This is a genomic window from Vibrio sp. 10N.247.311.51, assembly GCF_041467855.1.
GTDB lineage: Bacteria > Pseudomonadota > Gammaproteobacteria > Enterobacterales > Vibrionaceae > Vibrio > Vibrio coralliirubri.
The window spans coordinates 1-22067 of record NZ_JBFSVK010000034.1 but is presented as its reverse complement, the minus strand read 5'-3'; the positions used below and the strand labels follow the sequence as shown (position 1 = coordinate 22067).

Sequence of the window (22067 nt, the reverse complement as noted above, 5' to 3'; positions counted from 1 at the left end):
GTTTTGGGCCTATTTTGCATCTGGAGGGAATATTGATGCTAGTTGTTCGCCCAATAAAATTATCTGATTACGATGCGCTGCATACCTGCGCGGTTGAATCTGGTCACGGATTCACATCTCTTCCGGTTAACGAAGAACTGTTAACTAACCGTATTACTCACTCTGAATACAGCTTTGCCAAACAAGACGTGACTGAACCAGGTGATGAAGGCTACCTAATGGTTGGCTTTGATACCGAAACTGGTGAGGTTGCAGGTACCACAGGTATCGAAGCTTCTATCGGCTGGGATGTCCCGTTCTACTCTTACCACATCAGCAAGGTGGTTCACTCATCGCAGAAGCTTGGCGTAAATAACGTCGTTAAGCTGCTGACTTTCGGTAATAACTACACCGGATGCAGTGAGATCTGCACACTGTTCTTGCGCCCGGCATTCCGTGGTGGATTGAATGGTCGTCTGATGTCTAAGTGTCGTTTCTTGATTATGTCTGAGCACCCAGAGCGTTTCTCGAAAACGATTTTTGCTGAGATGCGTGGCGTATCAGATGCAGAAGGTAACTCTCCTTTCTGGCAATGGTTGCAAGAGCACTTCTTCTCGATTGATTTTACGCTTGCCGATTACCTAACCGGTATTGGTAAGAAAGGCTTTATTGCAGACCTAATGCCTAAGCTACCTATCTACGTGAATCTACTGAGCAAAGAAGCTCAGGCGGTGATCGGAGAGGTACATGACAATACGCGTCCTGCACTTAAGTTGCTGGAACGCGAAGGTTTTACCAACCGTGGTTATGTCGACATCTTTGATGCAGGCCCAACGGTTGAGTGTGACCTAAGAAACATCGAATCTGTGCGTCACTCAATTCGAGCACAGGTTCAAATTGCAGAGCACTCTAGCTCTAAAGACTTCCTAATTGGTAATACCTCGTTTGAGAACTTCCGCGCAGTAGCCGCGAAAGGTGCGTATGACCAAGCAAGCGACACAGTGATTTTATCATCTGAAGTAGCAAGCGCTCTTGAAGTAAAAGAAGGCGAATTCGTTCGCATGTTGGCTCAGTAAGAGCGGCGATTATCTGTCGAAGATTTTAAGGATAGAAGTATGACTCAGTGGATAGCAGGACAGTGGGTGGCAGGTCAAGGTGACGCCATGACATCAGTAAGCCCATACAACAATGAAGTAGTGTGGCAGGGTGATAGCGCGACACCAGCACAGGTTGAATCTGCAGTAGCAGCAGCTCGTGAAGCCTTCTTGGTTTGGAAAAAACTGAGCTTTGCAGAGCGTGAAGCGATCGTGTTGAACTTTGCTGAGAAAGTTAAAGAGAACAGCGAAGAAATCGCGCAAATCATCGCGAAAGAGACGGGCAAACCGATTTGGGAAACTCGCACTGAAGCGGGCGCAATGGCGGGCAAGATTGCTATTTCCATTCGTGCTTACCATGAGCGTACCGGTGAAGCTTCTCGTGAAGCGGCAGGCAACCAGATTGTACTGCGTCACCGTCCATTAGGCGTGATGGCGGTATTTGGTCCTTATAACTTCCCAGGCCACCTACCTAACGGTCATATTGTTCCTGCACTGCTATCGGGTAATACCGTGGTATTTAAGCCTTCAGAGCAGACACCTTGGACGGGTGAGTTTGCGATGAAACTGTGGCAAGAAGCGGGTCTTCCTGCTGGCGTAATCAACCTAGTGCAAGGCGCTAAAGAGACAGGTATCGCACTAGCCGATGCTAAAGGTCTTGATGGCGTGCTGTTCACAGGTAGTGCTAATACCGGTCATATCCTTCACCGTCAATTCGCGGGCCAACCGGGCAAGATGCTGGCGCTAGAGATGGGCGGCAATAACCCTATGGTGATCAGTGACCAATTTGGTGATGCTGACGCGACGGTTTATACCATTATCCAATCGGCTTTCATCAGTGCGGGTCAACGTTGTACATGTGCTCGTCGCCTGTATGTGCCTGTTGGCGAGAAGGGTGATCTGCTACTCGATAAGCTGGTCGCAGCGACGCAAAAGATTCGTGTTGATCAGCCATTCGCTGAACCAGCACCTTTCATGGGGCCTCAGATCTCTGAAGCTGCGGCTAAGTTCATTCTGGACGCGCAAGCGAATCTGCAATCGCTAGGTGGTGTCAGCCTAGTCGAAGCAAAAGCGGGTGAAGCGGCGTTTGTTTCTCCGGGTATTATCGATGCAACCAACATTGCTGAATTGCCAGATGAAGAGTACTTCGGTCCATTACTGCAAGTGGTTCGTTACCAGTCACTAGAGCAAGCGGTTGAACTGGCTAATGATACACGTTTTGGTTTGTCTGCGGGTCTTGTATCAACAGATGATTCTGAATGGGAATACTTCGTTGACCATATCCGTGCGGGTATTGTTAACCGTAACCGTCAGCTAACAGGCGCAAGTGGTGATGCACCATTTGGTGGTCCGGGTGCTTCAGGCAACCTACGCCCAAGTGCTTATTATGCGGCGGACTACTGTGCTTACCCTATGGCTTCAATGGAAGGTGGCGAAACTCAACTTCCAGCAACGTTTAGCCCGGGTATTGAGCTTTAATTTAGGCTAATGAGTCTTAGATTCATACGTTAAGCTTGAAATAGGGAGGTGGTGTTATCGCTTCCCTTTTCCACCACGTCCGACACCTAGATTGGGCGGTAGATAATAATAGAAAAAGTATGTCACAGGCTGATGGCTGCTGACTCTGTGTCTCAGCCTCTCCCTTTCTAATCCAAATTACTAGCTTGCTAGAACCTCTGACAAGGAGTCACCATGACGCCCGATCTACTCTTTAAATCACTTTGGGACGATTACATTCACAGGCTTTGTCCATCGGCTGAGAAAGTGCATCACTTGCTGAAAGAAGACGAAGCGCTGATTAATGATCACATTGCACTGCGAACTTTCAATGTTGCTCCTTTGGGTATTGAAACACTAGCGAAGCCTTTCCTTGAATTAGGCTACAAGGCGTGTGGCGACTACTTGTTTGAGAGCAAGAAGTTAGTGGCTAAACATTACGAGCACCCAGACCCAAAACAACCAAAAGTGTTCATTAGTGAGTTGAAGGTAGAAGAGTGTTCAAGTGACTTGCAACAGATCGTTGCTAAGTTGGTTGAGCAAGTGGACGCAAGCAAGCTTCAAGGCCATGAGTTCTTATTTGGCGGTCGTCTTTGGGATTTGAGCTTCGCTGATTTCCAAGTACTAGCGAAAGAGAGCGAATACGCGTCTTGGCTAGCGGCTCATGGATATGGTGCAAACCACTTTACGGTGAGTGTGAATCAGCTCAATAAATTTGATGAAGTTCAGGCGGTGAATGACTATCTGAGCGAGTCGGGCTTCACGATCAATGCATCTGGCGGTCAGGTTAAAGGCTCCCCAGAGGTCTTATTAGAGCAATCATCAACAATGGCAGACAAAGTCTCAGTTTCATTTGTTGAAGGCAATGAGATGATTCCTGGGGGCTTCTATGAGTTCGCTAAGCGTTATGCGCTGGCCAACGGTGAGCTTTACACAGGTTTTGTTGCAGCATCAGCTGATAAGATCTTTGAGAGCACCAACGGTTAACAAAAGGTACGAGCACGGACTTTGTCCTAGAGATTCGAGTACGCTTAGCTTCGAAGAAGTTTACAAATAGGATTTTGTGAGTTCTTCTCGTATCTGCTCTCTAGACCTTCAGAAAACAAAAAAGCCACCAAATTCGCATTTGGTGGCTTTTAAATTTTTGGGTCAGTTAACCGAGATTAACGAGTGCCGTATACCACGATAGTTTTACCGTGTGCAGAAATTAGGTTCTGCTCTTCTAGCATCTTCAAGATACGACCAACTGTCTCACGAGAACAACCAACGATCTGGCCAATCTCTTGACGAGTGATCTTGATTTGCATGCCGTCAGGGTGAGTCATTGCATCTGGCTGTTTCGCTAGGTTTAGTAGCGTTTGAGCGATACGACCTGTTACGTCAAGGAACGCTAAGTCACCAACCTTTTGGCTAGTTACTTGTAGACGGTTTGCCATTTGCGCTGAAAGGCGCATTAGGATATCTGGGTTCACTTGGATAAGTTGACGGAATTTCTTGAAAGAAATTTCAGCTACTTCACAAGGAGATTTAGCACGAACCCAAGCTGTACGCTCTTGGTCTTCTTCGAACAAGCCAAGCTCACCGATGAAGTCGCCTTGGTTTAGGTAAGAAAGAATCATTTCCTTACCTTCTTCGTCTTTGATAAGAACTGCCACAGAACCTTTAACGATGTAGTACAAGGTTTCTGCCTTTTCACCAGCATGAATCAAAGTACTTTTTGAAGGGTACTTATGAATATGACAGTGTGAAAGGAACCACTCTAATGTTGGATCGGTTTGAGGTTTACCTAGAACCATAATATCTCACTTCCTCTGCAGGGTATGCTTGCCGCTTTCCGTATTTTAGCTAAGCCTGGATTGACTTGTAGGATAAGAGCACTCGTTGAGTGCTGCAAGCTATCTTGTGTTTCGTTTAAGAATAGTATCCTTTTTCAGGTACTATTTCTTGATTTTAATCGTGACCAAGCTACGATTTTTTACGCAAAATTGTGCACATGATCACGGTATGAAAAGTAATCAACCAGAATGTCGTTTTGTTAACCTATTTTTCCGGTTTCGATGAGTTGTTGTAGGATTGGCCTCACAATGAGCTCCATAGCAAAACTCATCTTGCCGCCTGGCACCACTAGCGTGTTATGACGAGACATAAACGAGCCATCAATCATAGCTAGAAGGTAGGGGAAATCGACGTTTTTGATGCCACGCAAACGTATAACTACGAAGCTTTCGTCTAAACTTGGAATCCCTTTGGCGTTGAGTGGATTCGATGTATCTACGGTTGGAACGCGCTGAAAGTTGATGTGAGTACGTGAAAATTGCGGGGTAATGTAGTTAAGGTAATCATCCATTGAACGAACAATGGAGTCCATTACGGCTTCGCGTGAGTGGCCACGATCGCGGGTGTCACGAACGAATTTTTGAATCCACTCTAGGTTTACGATAGGTACCATACCGATCAGCAAATCGACGTGTTGAGAAACGTTAATGTCGCCATCAACCACACCGCCGTGCAGGCCTTCGTAAAACATCACATCGGAGTTTTCAGGGATCTCTTGCCATGGCGTGAAGGTGCCTGGCATTTGATTGTAAGGCACGGCTTCATCGAAGGTGTGTAGGTAGCTACGTACTTTACCTGTGCCTTCGTTACCGTATTTACGGAAGAACTCTTCTAACGCACCAAAGTCGTTGGCTTGTGGACCAAAGTAGCTGATGTGCTTACCTTGCTCGCGCGCTTTACGGATCTCGACATCCATCTCTGGGCGAGTGAAGCGATGGAAACTATCCCCTTCAACCCAAGCAGCCTTCACGTCCATCATATTGAACATTTTACGGAAGGCTTCTGAGGTGGTGGTGGTGCCGGCTCCTGATGAACCCGTCACCGCAATAATTGGATGTTTAGCGGACATGACAACCCTTGTCTTTTGAGTAACTTACTTGTTAGCAATCGTTTACCACTATAACACGGCTCCTTTATGAGCGCAGCTTAGAAGCGTTTTGTGACCTGAATATCAACGGTTTCATGGAGCTCAGAAAACACGATGCTGACTTCTCCTGAAGCTAATTGATGTTTCACTTGGTCAATCTTGTTTTGTAGTGAAACCTCTACGTCGCCGTAGTCTGTGCCTTCACGCAGCACGAACTCTTTTATGAGGTTTTCCAGTGTCTCTGGCGCAATGTCTTGCCATGGGATGATCATTAATACTTCTCTCTTTTATGTTCATAAATAGGTTTATTGATGTAGAAATGCGTGTGCTTAGTATTGTTTTACTTCTATTTACTAAGGCTCGGTCATTATGCCGAATCTTGGATACTTTCATAGTAGGCAGGCAAGGCTTCTTCTAACCAAAACCTTGGCTTGAGTGTGCTGCCAGTAATAAACCCCACATGGCCGCCTTTTTGAAACAGTCGATAATCGATGTTATCGGGCAGAACGAATTTTGGGATCACATCATCGGTCATGAAAGGGTCGTCTTTGGCATGAATGATCTGAGTCGGCAGTTTGATCTTATTGAGCTTAGGCAGCGCAGAACATTGCGCATAATAATCTTGGGCATTTTTGAAGCCGTGCAGAGGTGCAGTGATTCGTTCATCAAACTCATACAGTTTGGTGATGTTCTTGATGGCTTCAGCGGTGATGCCAAGTTTTTCCTGTAGCAGGTTAACCTTTTTTAGCGCATTCGATTTTAGAGAGTTAAGCAGGTACTTCTTATAGAGCTTGGAGAAACCGCGCTCAATGCGACTAGAGCAACACGCTAAGTCAAAAGGAGCAGATACGATGGTCGCCGCCGACAGCAATGGGTCGTCTGCGTACTCAGCCAAATAGTTCGCCAGCATGTTCCCACCTAAAGATATGCCAACCGCAACCTTAGGGTTATTCGGAAACTGGGCGTGCAGGTGTCTTAGAAAAAAGCGCGCATCTTCGACTTCACCTGAATGGTAAGCGCGAGCCAGGCGATTGGGTTTTCCGCTGCAGCCTCTGAAGTGCATCATCACTGATAGCCAACCATCTTTAGCAAACGCATTCATCAGCCCGTTGGCGTAAGGGCTCTCAAAGCTACCTTCTAAACCGTGGAATAGAACGAATATCGGCTTGCTACTGCGATCATTATTATTTGAGGTGTCACCATCTGGTGATTCGCTCCAAGCAAGATCAAGAAAGTCACCATCGGGTGTTTCTAAGGTTTGCCAGTGAGGATGAAACAGCGCCTGCTTTCTAATAAACCGTGGCACCAAGGTTTGTAAGTGCGGATTAGAGAGACCAGCTGCTGCGGTAAATATTGTCATAAAACAGTCCATGCTTATTTATGGGCTTTAGTAAATGCCGAACTTGTAACGGAACGCCCACGTTTTTATTTGAGCTTGGTTGATTCTCGGCATAAGCGCAAGGCTTTCACTTATACGAGATACAAAAACAGGCCATGGGTAACCGGTTGAATAATATCAAAGTTAAGCTTGGATCTTGATGGAATAAAAAGGAAAGAGAACGAGCTAGGGCTGAGGTGCTGGTTCAGAAAAAGCGTCGTAGAGGTTTTCTGCCCCTAATAAACGACAGTACTGAAACGCGAGCGGTGATTGCTGATTGGCGTACAGTTGTAGGGAGTTAATACAGTCGACCAGATCGGACTGTTGTTGCTTCTCAAGCTGTAACTCAAACTGCAAGGCTTCACGGTATAGTGAGTCGACAACGTGTGCTTTGAGATGTTTACGCAGCTCTCGATAACTATGAAGCAGGGTTTCAGAGCGGCTCAAACACTGTTGAACTTTATGCCACTCTTCTTCTGCAAAAGACAATTGCTGCTCATCAAGCCATTTGAGAAGCAGCAGTAGATTGACGTTACCGTGGAACTGGTTTTGCAAAGCTAGGCACGCATCCTTTACACCGCGCACACTGTAATACTGAAGGCTAAATTGCCATAGTCGTTCCAGTGTTAGTGATATTGGGGCGTGCTCTGGGCTCATAAGCTATCCATATCCTGTTCCATCTGCTCAAGCTCTTCTTGAGTGGACATCCAATCCATTTCAACTTCTTCTAGCTGTGACTTACTGCTCGCTTGGAGAGCGAGTACTTTATTCAGTTTAGCCTTATTTTCAGCTTCATACAGTGATGTGTCGGATAATTCTTGCTCAGCTTCTTCAAGAGCCTGCGTTAATTTATCCATCTGCTTTTCAAATTGAGTGAGCTTTTTACGAAGTGGTGCCGTCAGTTTACGGAACTCAGCTTCTTTTCGTTTCTGCTCTTTTTTTGCTGCTGCACTGTTGGCGCCGTCTTTTGCTGGTGCCAATGCTTGTGCTTCTTTGCGCTCAACTTTCTGCTGTTCGGTTAGCCACTTGTAGTAATCGCTTAAGTCACCATCAAACGGTGCTACTTGGCGGTCGTGTACAAGGTATAAATCATCGGTAGTTGCACGCAGTAGGTAACGGTCGTGCGATACGATAACCATTGCACCTTCAAACGTCTGCAGGGCAAAAGTCAGCGCTTGACGCATGTCGAGATCCAAGTGGTTGGTTGGTTCATCGAGTAGCAACAGGTTTGGTTTTTGCCATACCAGTAGCGCTAATACTAAACGCGCTTTTTCACCACCAGAGAAGGGGGCCACTTTATCGAGCGCTTTTTCACCTTGGAAACCGAAGCTACCTAGGTAATCACGCAGTTGTTGCTCGGTGTGCTTAGGGGCAATCTGCATCATGTGTTGCAGCGGTGTTTCTTCTGGGTGCAGCGTTTCTAACTGGTGCTGTGCAAAGTAACCAATCTTAACGCCTTGCGAATAACTCAGTTCACCGCCTTGCTGTTTCAGTTCGCCAGAAAGCAGTTTAATCAGTGTTGATTTACCAGCACCATTTCGACCAAGTAGACCAATACGGCTACCCGGTACTAGATTCAAGCGAATCTTCTCCAGAATCAGGTTGTCATCGTAACCCGCTGAAACCTCGTCCATCATCATGATCGGGTTTGGTAGCGCGTCTGGTTCTCTAAATTCAAAGCTGAATGGGTTATCAAACTGAGCAGGTAGCACTTGTTCCATTTTCTCTAACGCTTTAATACGGCTTTGCGCTTGGCGAGCCTTTGACGCTTTGTAACGGAAACGGTCAATGTAGCTCTGCATGTGTGACATCTGTTTCTGCTGCTTTTGGTACATCGCTTGTTGCAGAATCAGTTTTTGCGCTCGTTGGGTTTCGAACGATGAGTAGTTACCCGTGTACTCATTGAGCTGTTGATTTTCAACGTGCACGATGCGGTTGACGATAGGGTCTAAGAAGTCTCTATCGTGCGAGATAAGTACTAGTGTGCCAGGGTAGCTTTGTAACCAACGTTCTAGCCACATTACTGCGTCTAAATCTAAGTGGTTGGTAGGTTCATCGAGTAGCAGCAGGTCACTGCGACACAGTAGAGCTTGCGCTAGGTTCAAACGCATACGCCAACCACCTGAGAATTGAGTCAGGTTCCATGTCATTTGTTCTTGGCTAAAGCCTAGGCCGTCCAGTAACTCGGCAGCACGTGCCTTGATGCTGTAACCACTAATGGTTTCAATCTTGCCATGGATCTCTGCTACCAATGTGCCATTGTCGGCTTGTTCAGCTTTCTCTAGTTGATCTTCAAGGCCGCGGTATTCACGGTCGCCATCAATCACGTATTCAATTGCTGTTCTTTCTAATGCAGGTGTTTCTTGAGCAACCCAAGCCATTTCCCAATGGGCTGGTTTACTGAATGAGCCTGCATCAATAGACAGTTCGTCCTTAATTAAGGCGAATAGCGTAGATTTACCACAGCCGTTTTTACCAACCAAACCGATCTTGTCGCCAGGGTGAAAAGTCGCAGATGCTTGGTCGAGGAGTGGCTTACCGCCGCGTAGCAATTGAATATCAGAGAAAGTAATCATAATTGAAATAGCATAGAAATTAGAGGTGAACAGACGCCTGCATAGTAGGCTGAAACCAGATAAAAGTCGATCACAATGCAATTTGCGTTATGATGCCAATAACATATTAATAACTTTTGCTTAAATTCTTGTGGCCTTGCCACCGTTTAGCCCTCAAAGGAATGTTTCAAAGGAATGAGTAATACTCCCTCGACAGACAAAGTCGTGCCAAAGGTGTTGATCATCTACGCGCACCCAGAGCCGCAAACCTCTATTGCTAATCAGATGATGGTTAAGAAGGTAGAGTCGCTCGGTCATGTCAAAGTTCATGATCTCTACGCCATCTACCCTGACTTCTTTATCGATGTGCCTTATGAGCATGAATTGCTTCTTCAGTATGATGTGATCGTGTTTCAACATCCTCTGTTTATGTATTCCTGCCCTTCATTGTTAAAAGAGTGGTTTGATCGCGTGTTAGGCAAGGGTTTTGCGTTTGGTGAGCAGAGCGCGCTTAAAGGCAAACACTGGCGCAGTGTGATTACTACCGGTGGTAAAGAAGAGGCGTTTGGTGCCGCAGGCTATAATAAATATCCATTACAAGAGATCTTGCAACCATTCGAGCTCACCGCTGCTTTGTGTCAGATGAATTGGATATCCCCTTTGGTTTTACACTGGGCACGAAATGTCACCGATATGACGCGTTACCAACACGCCGAAGCGTATCGAAACTGGTTGCGAGACCCGCTACAAGATATAGGAGCAGATGATGGCTCTGACTAATGATTTTCTACAAAGTAGCGTTATATTTTTAGCGGCTGCTGTGGTTGCGGTTCCTATCGCACAGCGCGCCGGTTTGGGTTCAGTACTCGGTTACCTATTAGCAGGCGTGGCAATTGGCCCATGGGGGCTGGGCTTAATCAGTGACGTAGAGGCGATTCTACACTTCTCCGAATTCGGGGTGGTACTGCTGCTTTTCCTGATTGGTCTCGAACTTAACCCGAAAAAACTGTGGCAGATGCGAGCCCCCATTCTCGGGCTCGGTGGCGCACAAGTGCTGATCACCACTCTAATTATTACCGCCATCGCTTGTCTATTTGGGTTAACCTGGCAAACCAGCCTAGTGATAGGTATGGGCTTGGCGCTTTCTTCCACTGCGATTGCGTTGCGAGTTATTGAAGAGCGAGAGCTTGGCGGCAAAGAAGCCGGGCAGTCAGGCTTTGCAGTACTACTTTTCCAAGATATCGCCGTTATTCCAATGCTAGCGATGTTGCCTTTGCTTGCGGGTAATACCGGCGGTAGCTGGGCTGACATGCTTTGGATGCTGGGTGGCGTGATTGGCCTGCTGGTCGGTGGCCATTTCTTGTTGAGACCACTGTTCCGATATGTAGTCATGAGTGGAGTACGCGAGTTATTCACTGTCGCGGCGCTGTTACTTGTGATTGGTATTGCTGTGATCATGCAACAGATTGGCTTGTCGATGGCATTAGGTACCTTCCTAGCGGGCGTACTTCTGGCTGAAAGTGAATATCGACACGAGCTTGAAATTGCGATTGACCCATTCAAAGGGTTGTTGCTCGGCCTGTTCTTCATCTCGGTTGGTATGGCGGTAAACCTAGGTTTACTAGCTGAAAGTCCATTCGCGATACTGATTGCTGTATTGGCTCTTGTGGTGTTGAAAGGCTTAGTGCTGTACGCGCTGGCTCGTATCTTTGGCACTCAGGCAAAAGCACGTAGCCGTATGGCGATGATTCTCAGCCAAGGTGGTGAGTTCGCTTTCGTTATTTTTACTGCGGCGAGTGCTCAAGGCATCTTAAGTGGCGAACAAGTATCGTTCTTACTGGTAGTAGTGAGCCTGTCTATGGTGACCACGCCATTGATGCTTAAGCTGCAAGACCGATTCTTTGCTCGTCAGCTGAACCAAATTAGCGAAAGTGCGATGTCTTCGGATGTGGTCGATCGTAGCCCTCGAGTGATCATTGCTGGCTTTGGTCGTTTCGGTCAGATCATTGGCCGCTTGATGTACGCCAATAAGATTCGTATTACCGTTCTGGAGAGTGATGCTAGTCAAATCCATATTCTTAGAAAGTTTGGCTACAAGGTATTTTACGGAGACTCGACTCACCTCGAGCTGTTACGTGCAGCCGGTGCTGATAAAGCAGAAGCGATTGTGCTGTGTACTGACTCCCCTGATGAAATCATGAAAACCGTCGATTTATGTAAGCAGCACTTCCCACGCTTAAAGATCTTGGCGCGTGCACGAAGCCGTGTTGAAGCGTATCAATTACTTAACCACGGTGTGAGTAACTACTCTCGTGAAACCTTCCTTGGGGCACTGGATTTAGGTCGTCAAACATTGACTGAACTTGGCATGCATCCATATAAAGCGAAGCGAGCAGAAGCACACTTTAGAAAGTTGGATAATGGTATGCTGAAAGAGTTGTTGCCTCAGCATAACGAAGATGCCGAGTTAGCCCAAAGAGCGAAAGAGGCTCGTAAAGAGCTTGAAGAGATCTTTGGACACGAGATGGAGAACGATCACCAATCTCGAAACTATTGGCAGTAGCTTGAAGTGATAACTAATGCTGAGCTTAAAAATGAAGCTTGGGCATAGAAATAACAGACTAAAGAACCAATCTAATAATAAACGCGGTCTCTGCTTAACTTCTCAATAAAGTGAGTGGGAAGAACTGCGAATCCAGAGTAGTAAAGGATATGAACGTGAAACAGAAAAAACGCTTTATCGCAGGGGCAAGCTGCCCAAGTTGCAACACTCAAGACACACTCCGTTGGTGGATTGAAAACAATATCGAGCTGGTGGAATGTGTCGATTGTGACTTCACAGAACAGCGTAAACCGAAAACTGTAGAGAAATCTGAACACGCGAATCAAGAAATGATCGGTATTTTTAAGCCAGAATGATTGAGTTTCGTTAATTGATCCCCATAATATCCCGGTACAGAATTTTTCCTAAGCTCAACTGTTCGAGCTTAGTCCAAACCTCCTTGGAGCTCTCATGAAAATTGAAAAGAACGTAGTAGTTAGTGTTGCATATCAAGTGAAACTTGAAGATGGCGTAGTAGTTGACCAATCAACTGCAGAAGCTCCACTAGATTACCTTCACGGTCACAACAACCTAATTACAGGTCTTGAAAAAGAGCTTGAAGGCAAAGTAGCTGGCGACAAGTTCTCTGCAACTGTTACTCCAGAAGACGCATACGGCGAACACAACGACGCACTAGTTCAACGTGTTCCTGCTGACGTATTCCAAGGTGTTGAGCAAATCGAAGTTGGCATGCGTTTCCTAGCGGATACTGACCAAGGTCCAATCCCAGTTGAAGTTACTGAAGTAGATGGCGACGAAGTTGTTGTTGATGGTAACCACATGCTAGCTGGCCAAACTCTAACGTTCGACGTTGAAGTTGTAGCGGTTCGTGAAGCGACTGAAGAAGAAGTTCAACACGGTCACGTACACCAAGAAGGCGGCTGTGGCGGTCACGACCACGATCATGACCACGAAGGCGGTTGCTGTGGTGGCGAAGGCCATGACCACGGTGAAGAGAAAAAAGACGGCTGCTGCGGCGGCGGTAGCTGTGGTTCTCACTAATACCGAATTAACGGGTTTAGTTTAAGAATCTTGAAAGCCTCCCTTGTGGAGGCTTTTTTCGTATTAGCGCTGAGCTTTTTGCGCTAGCTTTTAATCTACCGAACTAAGTGCCCGCAAATCTAAGCATTCGTAGAAAGTTTGGTTTTCGCTATCAGACATCGAACCTTGGATGTGATATTGATAGGCACAACATTATAAGACGACATCAGTGGAGAGTTCGCATGTCACGACCTTTTTCAATTGCCATTCATGGTGGTGCAGGAACCATCTTGCGCGAGCAAATGAGCGATGAATTAAAAGCGGGTATTACCGAGGCTTTGGAAAAATCGGTTTTGGCTGGTTATCAAATATTGCAATCGGGTGGTGATGCTCTGGATGCGGTAGTGGCATCGGTTAAGGTGATGGAAGACAGCCCGCACTTTAATGCAGGTAAGGGCTCTGTTTTAACGCATGATGAATTTGTTGAGATGGATGCTTCTGTGATGCACGGCCGCGAAATGGATGCGGGTGCTATTGCAGGGGTTCGCCATATCAAAAACCCAATTGAGCTTGCGCGTGATGTGATGCTGAAAAGCGACCATGTGTTGTTGATTGGTGAAGGTGCCGAGAAGTTTGCGTTTGAGCATGAGTACACCTTTACCGAGCAAGACTACTTCTTTACTGAGCGCCGCTATGATCAACTTCAGTCGATGAAAGAGAAAGGCATCTTTGCTCTGTCTGAAGCGAAATATGATGAACAGCAAGCTGAGAAATACCCAGATGACAAAAAGTACGGCACGGTCGGTGCAGTCGCATTAGACCAAGCGGGTAACTTAGCAGCAGCAACCAGTACCGGTGGCGTGACCAATAAGAAATACGGTCGCGTGGGTGACTCTCCGATCATTGGGGCGGGAACCATCGCTGAAAATGGCAACGTTGCCGTCTCAACAACCGGGATGGGTGAGTTCTTCCTACGTAAAATGGTCGCCAGTGATGTCGCAGCACGAATGCGTTATCTGAAAGAAGATGTACACACCGCTTGTGAAACGATCATTCAAGGTGAATTGAAAACTATGGGTGGAGAAGGCGGCTTGATCGCTATCGATGGCCAAGGCGATATACATTTTGGTATGAACAGCTCAGGAATGTATCGTGCAAGCGTTGACACTCAAGGTCGTGTTGAAGTGAAGATTTATGCCGATGACTAAATTGGTATCGGCTTAACTGGCTTTAGCTTATTCGGTCAGATGAAATAAATAAAAGGGCGACAGATAAGTATCTGTCGCCCTTTTAGTTTTCTATGTCCCGTCCTGAAATGTGTGTACACATTGAGGACGAGAAACTAACGATATGCGTCGCTAGATTTAATTGGTTATTTTGAACCGCACTTAATAGTGTGGAGGTGGCGTCTCTTCTGATGCGTCAGCTAGATTAGAGCCATCCATATTTTTCACTTTGCCAACCACGAACTTCATCTGGTCTTGCATTCTCGTGATCAACATTTGTTGTTGGCTAAGCGCTTCATTGAGTTCTTCAATGGTCTGTTCTTGGAAAGCTAGCTGACACTCTAGGTCATTTACGCGGCTTTCTAGTTGTTCAACTCGCTTTTCTGTCATCGTTCTTAATCCACATTCCAAGCTTGGGCAATGCCCGCAGAGGTGCCCGATATCACACGGTTCTTATCATCAAAGGCTGCATCATACACTACCGCACGAGGAGGGCGAGCATCTTTTAGTGGCTCAGCATCGTGGCGAGAAATTCGTTTGCCATCCTGAGTATGCCACACACTCACTTGGCTGGATGGCGTGCCCGTCACCAACATGCTGCCGTCATCAGAAAAGCGAGCACTCGAGAAAATCAACTGTCGAGACCAGCTTTGCAATTGCGCTTGAGGTTCGCCCGTTTCAAGATCCCAAATCATCGCTTGATTGCCGCCATCAGAGGTAAAAGCCAGTTCACCATCGCGTTGTAGCGCGACTCGTACTACTCTTTGTTCATGCTCAAAGGTGCGCAATACCAAGCCCGACTCGGTATCCCAAAGGTAGGCTTTGTAGTCGTTACCGCCGGATAAGGCGTAGCGTCCGTTGGATGAAAGGGACACGGAATTCACTTTTTCTCGGTGAGCAAGGAACTCAAGACGGCGTCCGGTGACTAAGTCCACATAGATGGCTTTGCCATTAGACAGACCAAGTAAGACTTTTTCACCATTGCTGGATATGTCGACATCGCGAATCAAGCCGTCGGAGATAGACCATAGCCCTTGTGCTTGAGTCCAAGATAAGTCCCAAACGGCGAAGTTCATCTGGCTCGCGGTAATGGCAAAACGGCCATTGTCCGAGATACGGATACGCGATACTTGGTTTTCTAACTGGTCTTGTGGACCAAGCTGAGCCAACTCTTGGTCTTCGGCGAGGTCCCAAAGGAGCAGTTGCTTTTGCTGAGAGTAGAGCAGGGCGAAGCGTCCATCTCTGCTGAGTGCAAAGCTGGTGGCACCATTGGGCTCAATTTCCCAACGCTGCTCATCATCTTGGAAGAAAAAGCAACCATTTAACAAGGTGATGACAATTGTACATAGCAATGAGTGGAAAAATATTCGCATCACATCTAATAATCCGGTTTGTGTCGAAAGACATATGACTAGTATATTGTTATAACTAACGTATTCACACCAATCTAATCATTAGATTTGTGCACAATAACCAATGGCTTGGCCATTAATTGGAGAATTCAATGAAATCAGTTTTAAAAGTATCACTGCTTGCCGCAACGGTTATGCTAGCAGTTGGTTGTCAGAAAGAAGAACCAAAGGCAGAAGCTCCACAGGTAGAAGAAGTTAAAGTTGAAGCAGTAAACTTTAAAACAGAAGATGACAAAGCGGCTTACGCAATCGGTGTATCTTTCGCTAACTACCTAAGCACAAGCATTGATAAGCCAAGCGAGTTAGGTATCAACCTAGACAAAGATATGGTTCTTCAAGGTATCGAAGACGTATTCGCAGAGAAAACAGCACTTAACGAAGAAGAAACTCGCGCAGCGCTTGAAGCTCTAGATAAGCGTGTTGCTGAAACGATGCAAGCACAAGCGGCAGAAAAATCTGCAGAAGTGAAGAAAGCCGGTGATGACTTCCGTGCTGAGTTCGCTAAAACTGAAGGCGTTAAGCAGACTGAATCTGGTCTACTTTACCAAGTAATGACTGCTGGTGAAGGCGCTTCTCCAAAAGACACTGATACGGTTCAAGTACACTACAAAGGTACGCTAACAGACGGTACTCAGTTCGACAGCTCTTACGATCGTGGCGAACCAGCAACATTCCCACTAAACCGCGTAATCCCAGGCTGGACTGAAGGCGTACAACTGATGCAAGTTGGTTCTAAGTACAAGTTCGTTATCCCGCCAGAGCTAGCATACGGTGAGCAAGACACACCGACTATCCCTGCTAACTCAACGCTAGTATTCGAAGTTGAACTACTAAACATCGATAACGCTGAAGCAGCTCCTGCACAGTAATATCGGTTAAAAGCCTAGTACTAAAATACGTTGATTGAATAAAAAGCCTAACTTTGAGTTAGGCTTTTTTTATGATTTGAAGATGAGTATTTGATTTTTAAACTTGTTCTAAATCACTAGTTGCAATGTTAGCTAGGTGTGCAATTAAAATTTTCTGATAAACTTACATAAATTTGTTGATTTTTCACACGAAGGTAAGGAATAAGTGACTACTACAGAAACAGTCAATGCAGATGTGTTACTTGAAATGGAATCAGTCCACGTTATGCCATTCAGTGAACACGATAAAATCATTCTAAGATCTTATGAGGCCGTTGTTGACGGTATTGCGAGCCTTATTGGTCCGTTTTGTGAAATCGTTTTGCACTCTTTAGAAGACCTCAATACTTCTGCGATTAAAATTGCCAACGGCGAAAATACAGGTCGTCAGGTTGGCTCGCCGATCACCGATCTTGCATTGAAGATGCTAAAAGATATTGAAGGTTCTAAGCGTAACTTCTCACGTTCATACTTCACTCGCGCTAAAGGCGGAGTGTTGATGAAGTCGATCACGGTTGCTATCCGCAACGGTGAAGACCGAGTGATTGGCCTGCTGTGTATTAACGTGAACCTAGACGCGCCATTCTCACAAGTACTGCAATCGTTCATGCCTACGCAAGACGCAGACGAAGCCGCATCATCGGTTAACTTCGCTAGTGACGTTGAAGAACTTGTCGACCAAACGGTTGAACGCACCATTGAAGAAATTAACGCTGACAAATCGGTATCGAACAATACTAAGAACCGTCAGATCGTGATGGAGCTATACGACAAAGGTATTTTCGATATTAAAGACGCGATTAACCGCGTTGCTGAGCGACTGAACATCTCTAAGCACACCGTGTACCTATACATCCGCCAACGTAAAACAGAGGATGAAGAGGGTTGCTAAGCTATACACTCCTAGTGAATGGGCCAGTCTATGGCTCACAGTCAGCAAGAAGTGCCTACCAGTTTGCCGTGGCTCTGATTAAACAGGGCCACAAACTTCACAGTGTGTTCTTCTATCAAGATGGCGTCAGTAACGGTTCTGACCTTACCGTACCGGCTAACGATGAATTTGATTTAGCTTCTGCTTGGCAAAAGCTGGCTGATGAGCACGATGTTAGCCTTGAAACCTGTGTGGCAGCAGCGCTAAGACGCGGAGTGATTAGCTCTGAAGAAGCAGAGCAACACCAACTAAGTGCCTCTAACCTAGCCACTGGATTTACTCAGGCCGGATTAGGGAGCTTATCAGAAGCGCTACTAACGCAAGATAGGGTTGTGCAGTTTTGAGAAAGTTAGCCTTTATATTTAACAGTTACCCTCATACGACCGCTGCGGGTAGAGAAGGGTTAGACGCCCTGCTTGCTGCGTCCGCATACAGTGAAGACATTGCCGTGTTCTTTGTTGGTGATGGGGTGACTCAGCTTCTTAAAGCGCAGCAGCCCGACGAAACACTATCGCGTGACTACATCTCTGCATTCAAACTTATGGACCTTTACGACATCGAACAGGTGTATGTGTGTCAGCATAGTCTGAGTCAGTTTGGTCTTTCAGCAGACAACCTGTTGATCGATGTGACCACCGTTGAAGCCGACGAGTTAACGCAGAAGTTATCTCAGTGCCAACAGATACTGACTTTCTAAGGGACGCTATGCTTCATATCGTAAAATCAGTCGACAAACTTAAACTCGCATTGACCTACTCTCAGCCACAGGATCAGTTCCTTTTGGTGGAAGATGCGGTGTATGTTTGCCTTCCAAATCATGAGTTATTCACTCAAATCTGCGCAGTAGAGCAGGTGTCGGTGTTAAAACCAGATCTCGATAGCCGAGGTTTACAACCACTTGTCTCAAGTACCATTGATCAAGTTGACTTCGATGGCTTCGTTAAACTGACGGTTTTGAAAGACAAATCAGTGACTTGGTAAGCGTGTTTTATCAGTTTGGTTAAAATTAGACCATCCTGAGCTCTAGACGGCTAAAAAAGATCTGTATATTTCTTGACACACCTCCCACTGCTGAATAGAATTTTGCGTCCCTAATTACGACTTGTGATTAGGGATAGATTTTTCACAAAGCTTACTTTCAAGTAAATTTCAGGAGCTAGTTAATGGCAACTATTAACCAGTTGGTTCGCAAGCCTCGTGTAAAGCAAGTTGTTAAAAGCAACGTGCCTGCACTAGAAGCGTGCCCACAAAAACGTGGTGTATGTACTCGTGTTTACACTACTACACCTAAAAAACCTAACTCGGCACTACGTAAAGTATGTCGTGTACGTCTAACCAACGGTTTCGAAGTAACTTCGTACATCGGTGGTGAAGGTCACAACCTTCAAGAGCACAGTGTTGTACTAATCCGTGGCGGTCGTGTAAAAGACCTTCCGGGTGTTCGTTACCACACTGTTCGCGGCGCGCTAGACTGTGCTGGCGTTAACGACCGTAAACAAGGTCGTTCTAAGTACGGTGTGAAACGTCCTAAGTCTTAATGCATTTTCTTTTTTAAAAGAAAGCGTTAAGTAAGGCCAAACACTATTTTATTTATTATTCTGAAAAGTTTTGGAAAAAACCTGAAGAAGACAACGGAGAATATCCATGCCACGTCGTCGCGTAATAGGTCAGCGTAAGATCCTTCCAGATCCTAAGTTCAAATCTGAATTGCTGGCAAAATTCGTTAACATCCTTATGGTTGACGGAAAGAAATCTACTGCAGAGAAAATCGTTTACACTGCACTAGATTCAATGGCTGAGAAGTCTGGTAAAGACCACTTAGCTGTATTTGAAGAAGCTCTTGAAAATGTTCGCCCAGCGGTAGAAGTTAAATCTCGCCGTGTAGGTGGTTCAACTTACCAAGTACCTGTAGAAGTTCGTCCGGTTCGCCGTAACGCTCTTGCTATGCGTTGGGTAGTTGAAGCTGCGCGTAAGCGTGGTGAAAAATCTATGGCTCAACGCCTAGCTGCTGAAATGCTAGACGCGTCTGAGAACAAAGGTACTGCGGTTAAGAAACGTGAAGACGTTCACCGCATGGCTGACGCAAACAAAGCGTTCGCACATTACCGTTGGTAATACCTTTTTAGTGCTGCAAGGTTCCTTGCAGCACTTCTTTAGTTCCTATGCTTATGCTAGGAACTATTGCTATTTCTAGGGCAAGCAATTTTTAGCGAAGCATCGCTTTTAACGCATAATCTAGGCATAGCAATAGTCCCTAAGTCTCTAATAAGAGGATTCAACCGTGGCTCGTAAAACTCCTATAGAGCAATACCGTAATATCGGTATCGTTGCTCACGTAGATGCAGGTAAAACAACCACAAGTGAACGTATTCTGTTCTATACCGGTCTTTCTCATAAAATCGGCGAAGTTCACGATGGTGCAGCAACCATGGACTGGATGGAGCAAGAGCAAGAGCGCGGTATTACGATCACTTCAGCAGCAACCACTACGTTTTGGCGTGGTATGGAAGCTCAGTTCTCGGACCACCGTATCAACATCATCGACACTCCTGGACACGTTGACTTCACAATCGAAGTAGAACGTTCTTTGCGTGTACTTGATGGTGCAGTTGTTGTGTTCTGTGGCTCATCTGGTGTTGAACCTCAGTCAGAGACAGTATGGCGTCAAGCTGATAAGTACCAAGTTCCACGTATGGTTTTCGTTAATAAAATGGACCGTACCGGCGCAGACTTCTTGCGCGTAGTTGAACAGATCAAGGACCGCCTAGGCGCAACTCCTGTTCCAATTCAACTGAACATTGGTGCTGAAGAAAACTTCCAAGGCGTTGTCGATCTTATCAAGATGAAGGCAATCAACTGGAACGAAGCTGACCAAGGCATGACTTTTACGTACGAAGATATCCCTGCAGACATGCAAGAAATGGCTGAAGAATATCGTACAGAACTTGTTGAAGCTGCTGCAGAAGCAAATGAAGAGCTGATGGATAAGTACCTTGAAGAAGGTGAACTAACAGAAGCTGAAATCAAACAAGGTCTTCGTACTCGTACCCTTAATAATGAAATCGTACTTGCTACTTGTGGTAGTGCATTCAAAAACAAAGGTGTACAAGCTGTTCTAGATGCAGTTGTTGATTTCCTTCCTTCTCCAGTTGATGTCCCTGCAATTAAAGGTATCGATGAAGACGAGAATGAAGCAGAGCGTCACGCAGACGACAAAGAACCGTTCTCAGCGCTAGCATTTAAGATTGCAACAGACCCATTCGTTGGTACTTTAACTTTCATCCGTGTTTACTCTGGTGTTGTTGAAAGCGGTAAAACAGCTTACAACTCTGTGAAGAAGCAACGTGAACGCTTAGGCCGCATTGTTCAAATGCACTCAAACAAGCGTGAAGAAGTAAAAGAAGTACGAGCAGGTGACATCGCAGCTATCATTGGCCTGAAAGATGTGACTACTGGTGAAACCCTTTGTGACCAGAACCATAAGATTGTTCTTGAGCGCATGGAGTTCCCAGACCCAGTTATTCAGATCGTTGTAGAGCCAAGCTCTCAAGCTGATCAAGATAAAATGACTATCGCTCTAGGTAAACTAGCAGCGGAAGACCCATCGTTCCGCGTTGATATGGATGCGGAAACTGGCCAGACTCTAATTTCTGGTATGGGTGAACTACACTTAGATATCATCGTTGACCGTATGAAGCGTGAATTTAGCGTGAACTGCAACGTTGGTAACCCGCAAGTGGCTTACCGTGAGACTATTCGTGGTACAGCGAAAGCGGAAGGTAAATTTATCCGTGAACATGGTGGTAAAGGTCAGTACGGTCACGTATGGCTGAAATTGGAACCATCAGAAGCTGGCGAAGGCTTTGTCTTTGTGGATGAAATTGCCAATGGTATCGTACCGAAAGAGTTCATTGCTTCAGTCGCTAAAGGCGTTGAAGAGCAGATGAACAATGGTGTGCTTGCTGGCTATCCAGTTTTGGATATCAAAGCTACACTATATGATGGTTCTTACCATGAAACAGATTCAAGTGAGATGGCGTTTACAATCGCTGCCTCTATGGCTTTCAGAACGGGTGCACTTGAAGCGCAACCGGTTCTGCTTGAGCCTATGATGAAAGTTGAAGTAACTACTCCAGAAGACTGGATGGGTGACGTTGTTGGCGATATTAACCGTCGTCGCGGCATCATCGAAGGTATGGACGAGGGGACAGCTGGCCTGAAGATAATTCGTGCACAAGTTCCGTTGTCTGTCATGTTCGGTTACGCAACTGATTTACGTTCTGCGACACAAGGTCGTGCTTCTTACTCTATGGAGTTTAGTGAGTACGCTGAAGTGCCTAACAATGTTGCAAAAGCAATCATTGCAGAGCGTGGTTAAACAAAAGGAAGGCATTTTTTTTCATTTTTTGAAAGAACAATGCGTCCAAATATTGCGCTAACGAGAGTTGGCGCATAAAATAGCAATTTCTGGCGCGTCTCGCTCAATAATGAACGTGGCGAATCATAACTAGGAAGGAACACGATTGTGTCTAAAGAAAAATTTGAACGTACGAAACCGCACGTAAACGTTGGTACTATCGG

The 22067-nt window shown here is 46.0% G+C and carries 24 protein-coding genes; 16 read left to right on the top strand and 8 right to left on the bottom strand.

The features are described 5' to 3' along the window. Positions 1 to 35 precede the first annotated feature (35 nt). From astA to AB6E85_RS22665, 3 genes are all read left to right on the top strand, one after another. Positions 36 to 1055 carry an arginine N-succinyltransferase gene (astA, locus tag AB6E85_RS22675; RefSeq protein WP_048605373.1) on the top strand — a complete coding sequence of 340 codons (1020 nt, stop codon included), beginning with the start codon at positions 36 to 38 and terminating at the stop codon, positions 1053 to 1055. A 39-nt stretch (positions 1056 to 1094) separates the two neighbouring features. Further along, the gene (gene astD / locus AB6E85_RS22670) at positions 1095 to 2552 is read left to right on the top strand and encodes a succinylglutamate-semialdehyde dehydrogenase (RefSeq protein WP_372144337.1); all 1458 of its coding nucleotides are present in this window, start codon (positions 1095 to 1097) and stop codon (positions 2550 to 2552) included. 213 nt (positions 2553 to 2765) lie between these two features. Then, entirely contained in the window at positions 2766 to 3557 is a 792-nt protein-coding gene (locus tag AB6E85_RS22665) for a DUF1338 domain-containing protein (RefSeq protein WP_372144336.1), read from the top strand. 176 nt (positions 3558 to 3733) lie between these two features. Here AB6E85_RS22665 and crp read toward each other — a convergent pair whose 3' ends face one another. From crp to AB6E85_RS22635, 6 genes are all read right to left on the bottom strand, one after another. Continuing rightward, entirely contained in the window at positions 3734 to 4366 is a 633-nt protein-coding gene (gene crp, locus AB6E85_RS22660) for a cAMP-activated global transcriptional regulator CRP (RefSeq protein WP_004729651.1), read from the bottom strand. A 239-nt stretch (positions 4367 to 4605) separates the two neighbouring features. Next, complete coding sequence (locus AB6E85_RS22655; protein WP_010435210.1) at positions 4606 to 5475, bottom strand: phosphoribulokinase; 870 nt, start codon at positions 5473 to 5475, stop codon at positions 4606 to 4608. A 77-nt stretch (positions 5476 to 5552) separates the two neighbouring features. Beyond that, on the bottom strand, positions 5553 to 5765 hold the full coding sequence (locus tag AB6E85_RS22650; RefSeq protein ID WP_010435208.1) for a YheU family protein: 213 nt from the start codon (positions 5763 to 5765) through the stop codon (positions 5553 to 5555). Positions 5766 to 5860: 95 nt separating this feature from the next. Next, positions 5861 to 6853: a hydrolase gene (locus AB6E85_RS22645; protein WP_048605370.1), complete on the bottom strand. Its 993-nt coding sequence runs from the start codon at positions 6851 to 6853 to the stop codon at positions 5861 to 5863. A 204-nt stretch (positions 6854 to 7057) separates the two neighbouring features. Next, positions 7058 to 7528 carry a TIGR02444 family protein gene (locus AB6E85_RS22640; protein ID WP_048605369.1) on the bottom strand — a complete coding sequence of 157 codons (471 nt, stop codon included), beginning with the start codon at positions 7526 to 7528 and terminating at the stop codon, positions 7058 to 7060. Further along, the gene (locus AB6E85_RS22635; protein WP_372144335.1) at positions 7525 to 9447 is read right to left on the bottom strand and encodes an ABC transporter ATP-binding protein; all 1923 of its coding nucleotides are present in this window, start codon (positions 9445 to 9447) and stop codon (positions 7525 to 7527) included. Before AB6E85_RS22635 ends, AB6E85_RS22640 begins: the two co-directional genes overlap by 4 nt. A gap of 174 nt (positions 9448 to 9621) precedes the next feature. Between AB6E85_RS22635 and kefG the strand changes: the two genes are divergently transcribed. From kefG to AB6E85_RS22610, 5 genes are all read left to right on the top strand, one after another. Then, positions 9622 to 10206, top strand: coding sequence for a glutathione-regulated potassium-efflux system ancillary protein KefG (gene kefG / locus AB6E85_RS22630; RefSeq protein WP_017061111.1), 585 nt, complete (start codon positions 9622 to 9624; stop codon positions 10204 to 10206). After that, positions 10193 to 11989 (top strand): glutathione-regulated potassium-efflux system protein KefB, encoded by a 1797-nt coding sequence (gene kefB / locus AB6E85_RS22625; RefSeq protein WP_048605367.1) that lies wholly within the window; start codon positions 10193 to 10195, stop codon positions 11987 to 11989. Before kefG ends, kefB begins: the two co-directional genes overlap by 14 nt. A gap of 155 nt (positions 11990 to 12144) precedes the next feature. Further along, positions 12145 to 12345, top strand: coding sequence for a YheV family putative zinc ribbon protein (locus AB6E85_RS22620; RefSeq protein ID WP_029235422.1), 201 nt, complete (start codon positions 12145 to 12147; stop codon positions 12343 to 12345). 94 nt (positions 12346 to 12439) lie between these two features. Beyond that, positions 12440 to 13030, top strand: coding sequence for a peptidylprolyl isomerase (gene slyD, locus AB6E85_RS22615; RefSeq protein WP_017061108.1), 591 nt, complete (start codon positions 12440 to 12442; stop codon positions 13028 to 13030). 221 nt (positions 13031 to 13251) lie between these two features. Further along, entirely contained in the window at positions 13252 to 14217 is a 966-nt protein-coding gene (locus AB6E85_RS22610) for an isoaspartyl peptidase/L-asparaginase family protein (RefSeq protein WP_372144334.1), read from the top strand. A 180-nt stretch (positions 14218 to 14397) separates the two neighbouring features. Here AB6E85_RS22610 and AB6E85_RS22605 read toward each other — a convergent pair whose 3' ends face one another. Both AB6E85_RS22605 and AB6E85_RS22600 read right to left on the bottom strand, forming a co-directional pair. Further along, positions 14398 to 14625: a SlyX family protein gene (locus AB6E85_RS22605; RefSeq protein ID WP_009848930.1), complete on the bottom strand. Its 228-nt coding sequence runs from the start codon at positions 14623 to 14625 to the stop codon at positions 14398 to 14400. Positions 14626 to 14630: 5 nt separating this feature from the next. Next, positions 14631 to 15608: a WD40 repeat domain-containing protein gene (locus AB6E85_RS22600; protein ID WP_372144348.1), complete on the bottom strand. Its 978-nt coding sequence runs from the start codon at positions 15606 to 15608 to the stop codon at positions 14631 to 14633. A 131-nt stretch (positions 15609 to 15739) separates the two neighbouring features. Between AB6E85_RS22600 and fkpA the strand changes: the two genes are divergently transcribed. The 8 genes from fkpA to fusA all read left to right on the top strand — a co-directional run bounded on the left by fkpA (position 15740) and on the right by fusA (position 21864). Next, positions 15740 to 16516 (top strand): FKBP-type peptidyl-prolyl cis-trans isomerase, encoded by a 777-nt coding sequence (gene fkpA / locus AB6E85_RS22595; RefSeq protein WP_017061105.1) that lies wholly within the window; start codon positions 15740 to 15742, stop codon positions 16514 to 16516. Between the two features lie 205 nt (positions 16517 to 16721). Then, positions 16722 to 17447: a transcriptional regulator gene (locus AB6E85_RS22590; protein ID WP_004729851.1), complete on the top strand. Its 726-nt coding sequence runs from the start codon at positions 16722 to 16724 to the stop codon at positions 17445 to 17447. Continuing rightward, positions 17441 to 17830, top strand: coding sequence for a sulfurtransferase complex subunit TusD (gene tusD / locus AB6E85_RS22585; protein WP_017063709.1), 390 nt, complete (start codon positions 17441 to 17443; stop codon positions 17828 to 17830). The genes AB6E85_RS22590 and tusD overlap by 7 nt, the downstream gene beginning before the upstream one ends. Beyond that, the gene (gene tusC, locus AB6E85_RS22580; RefSeq protein WP_102433290.1) at positions 17827 to 18183 is read left to right on the top strand and encodes a sulfurtransferase complex subunit TusC; all 357 of its coding nucleotides are present in this window, start codon (positions 17827 to 17829) and stop codon (positions 18181 to 18183) included. The genes tusD and tusC overlap by 4 nt, the downstream gene beginning before the upstream one ends. An 8-nt stretch (positions 18184 to 18191) precedes the next feature. Then, complete coding sequence (tusB, locus tag AB6E85_RS22575) at positions 18192 to 18467, top strand: sulfurtransferase complex subunit TusB (protein WP_372144333.1); 276 nt, start codon at positions 18192 to 18194, stop codon at positions 18465 to 18467. A 182-nt stretch (positions 18468 to 18649) separates the two neighbouring features. Beyond that, complete coding sequence (gene rpsL, locus AB6E85_RS22570; RefSeq protein ID WP_004737194.1) at positions 18650 to 19024, top strand: 30S ribosomal protein S12; 375 nt, start codon at positions 18650 to 18652, stop codon at positions 19022 to 19024. Positions 19025 to 19130: 106 nt separating this feature from the next. Beyond that, on the top strand, positions 19131 to 19601 hold the full coding sequence (gene rpsG, locus AB6E85_RS22565) for a 30S ribosomal protein S7 (RefSeq protein ID WP_010435163.1): 471 nt from the start codon (positions 19131 to 19133) through the stop codon (positions 19599 to 19601). A 166-nt stretch (positions 19602 to 19767) separates the two neighbouring features. Beyond that, positions 19768 to 21864 carry an elongation factor G gene (gene fusA / locus AB6E85_RS22560; RefSeq protein ID WP_017061101.1) on the top strand — a complete coding sequence of 699 codons (2097 nt, stop codon included), beginning with the start codon at positions 19768 to 19770 and terminating at the stop codon, positions 21862 to 21864. The last annotated feature ends 203 nt before the right edge of the window (positions 21865 to 22067 follow it).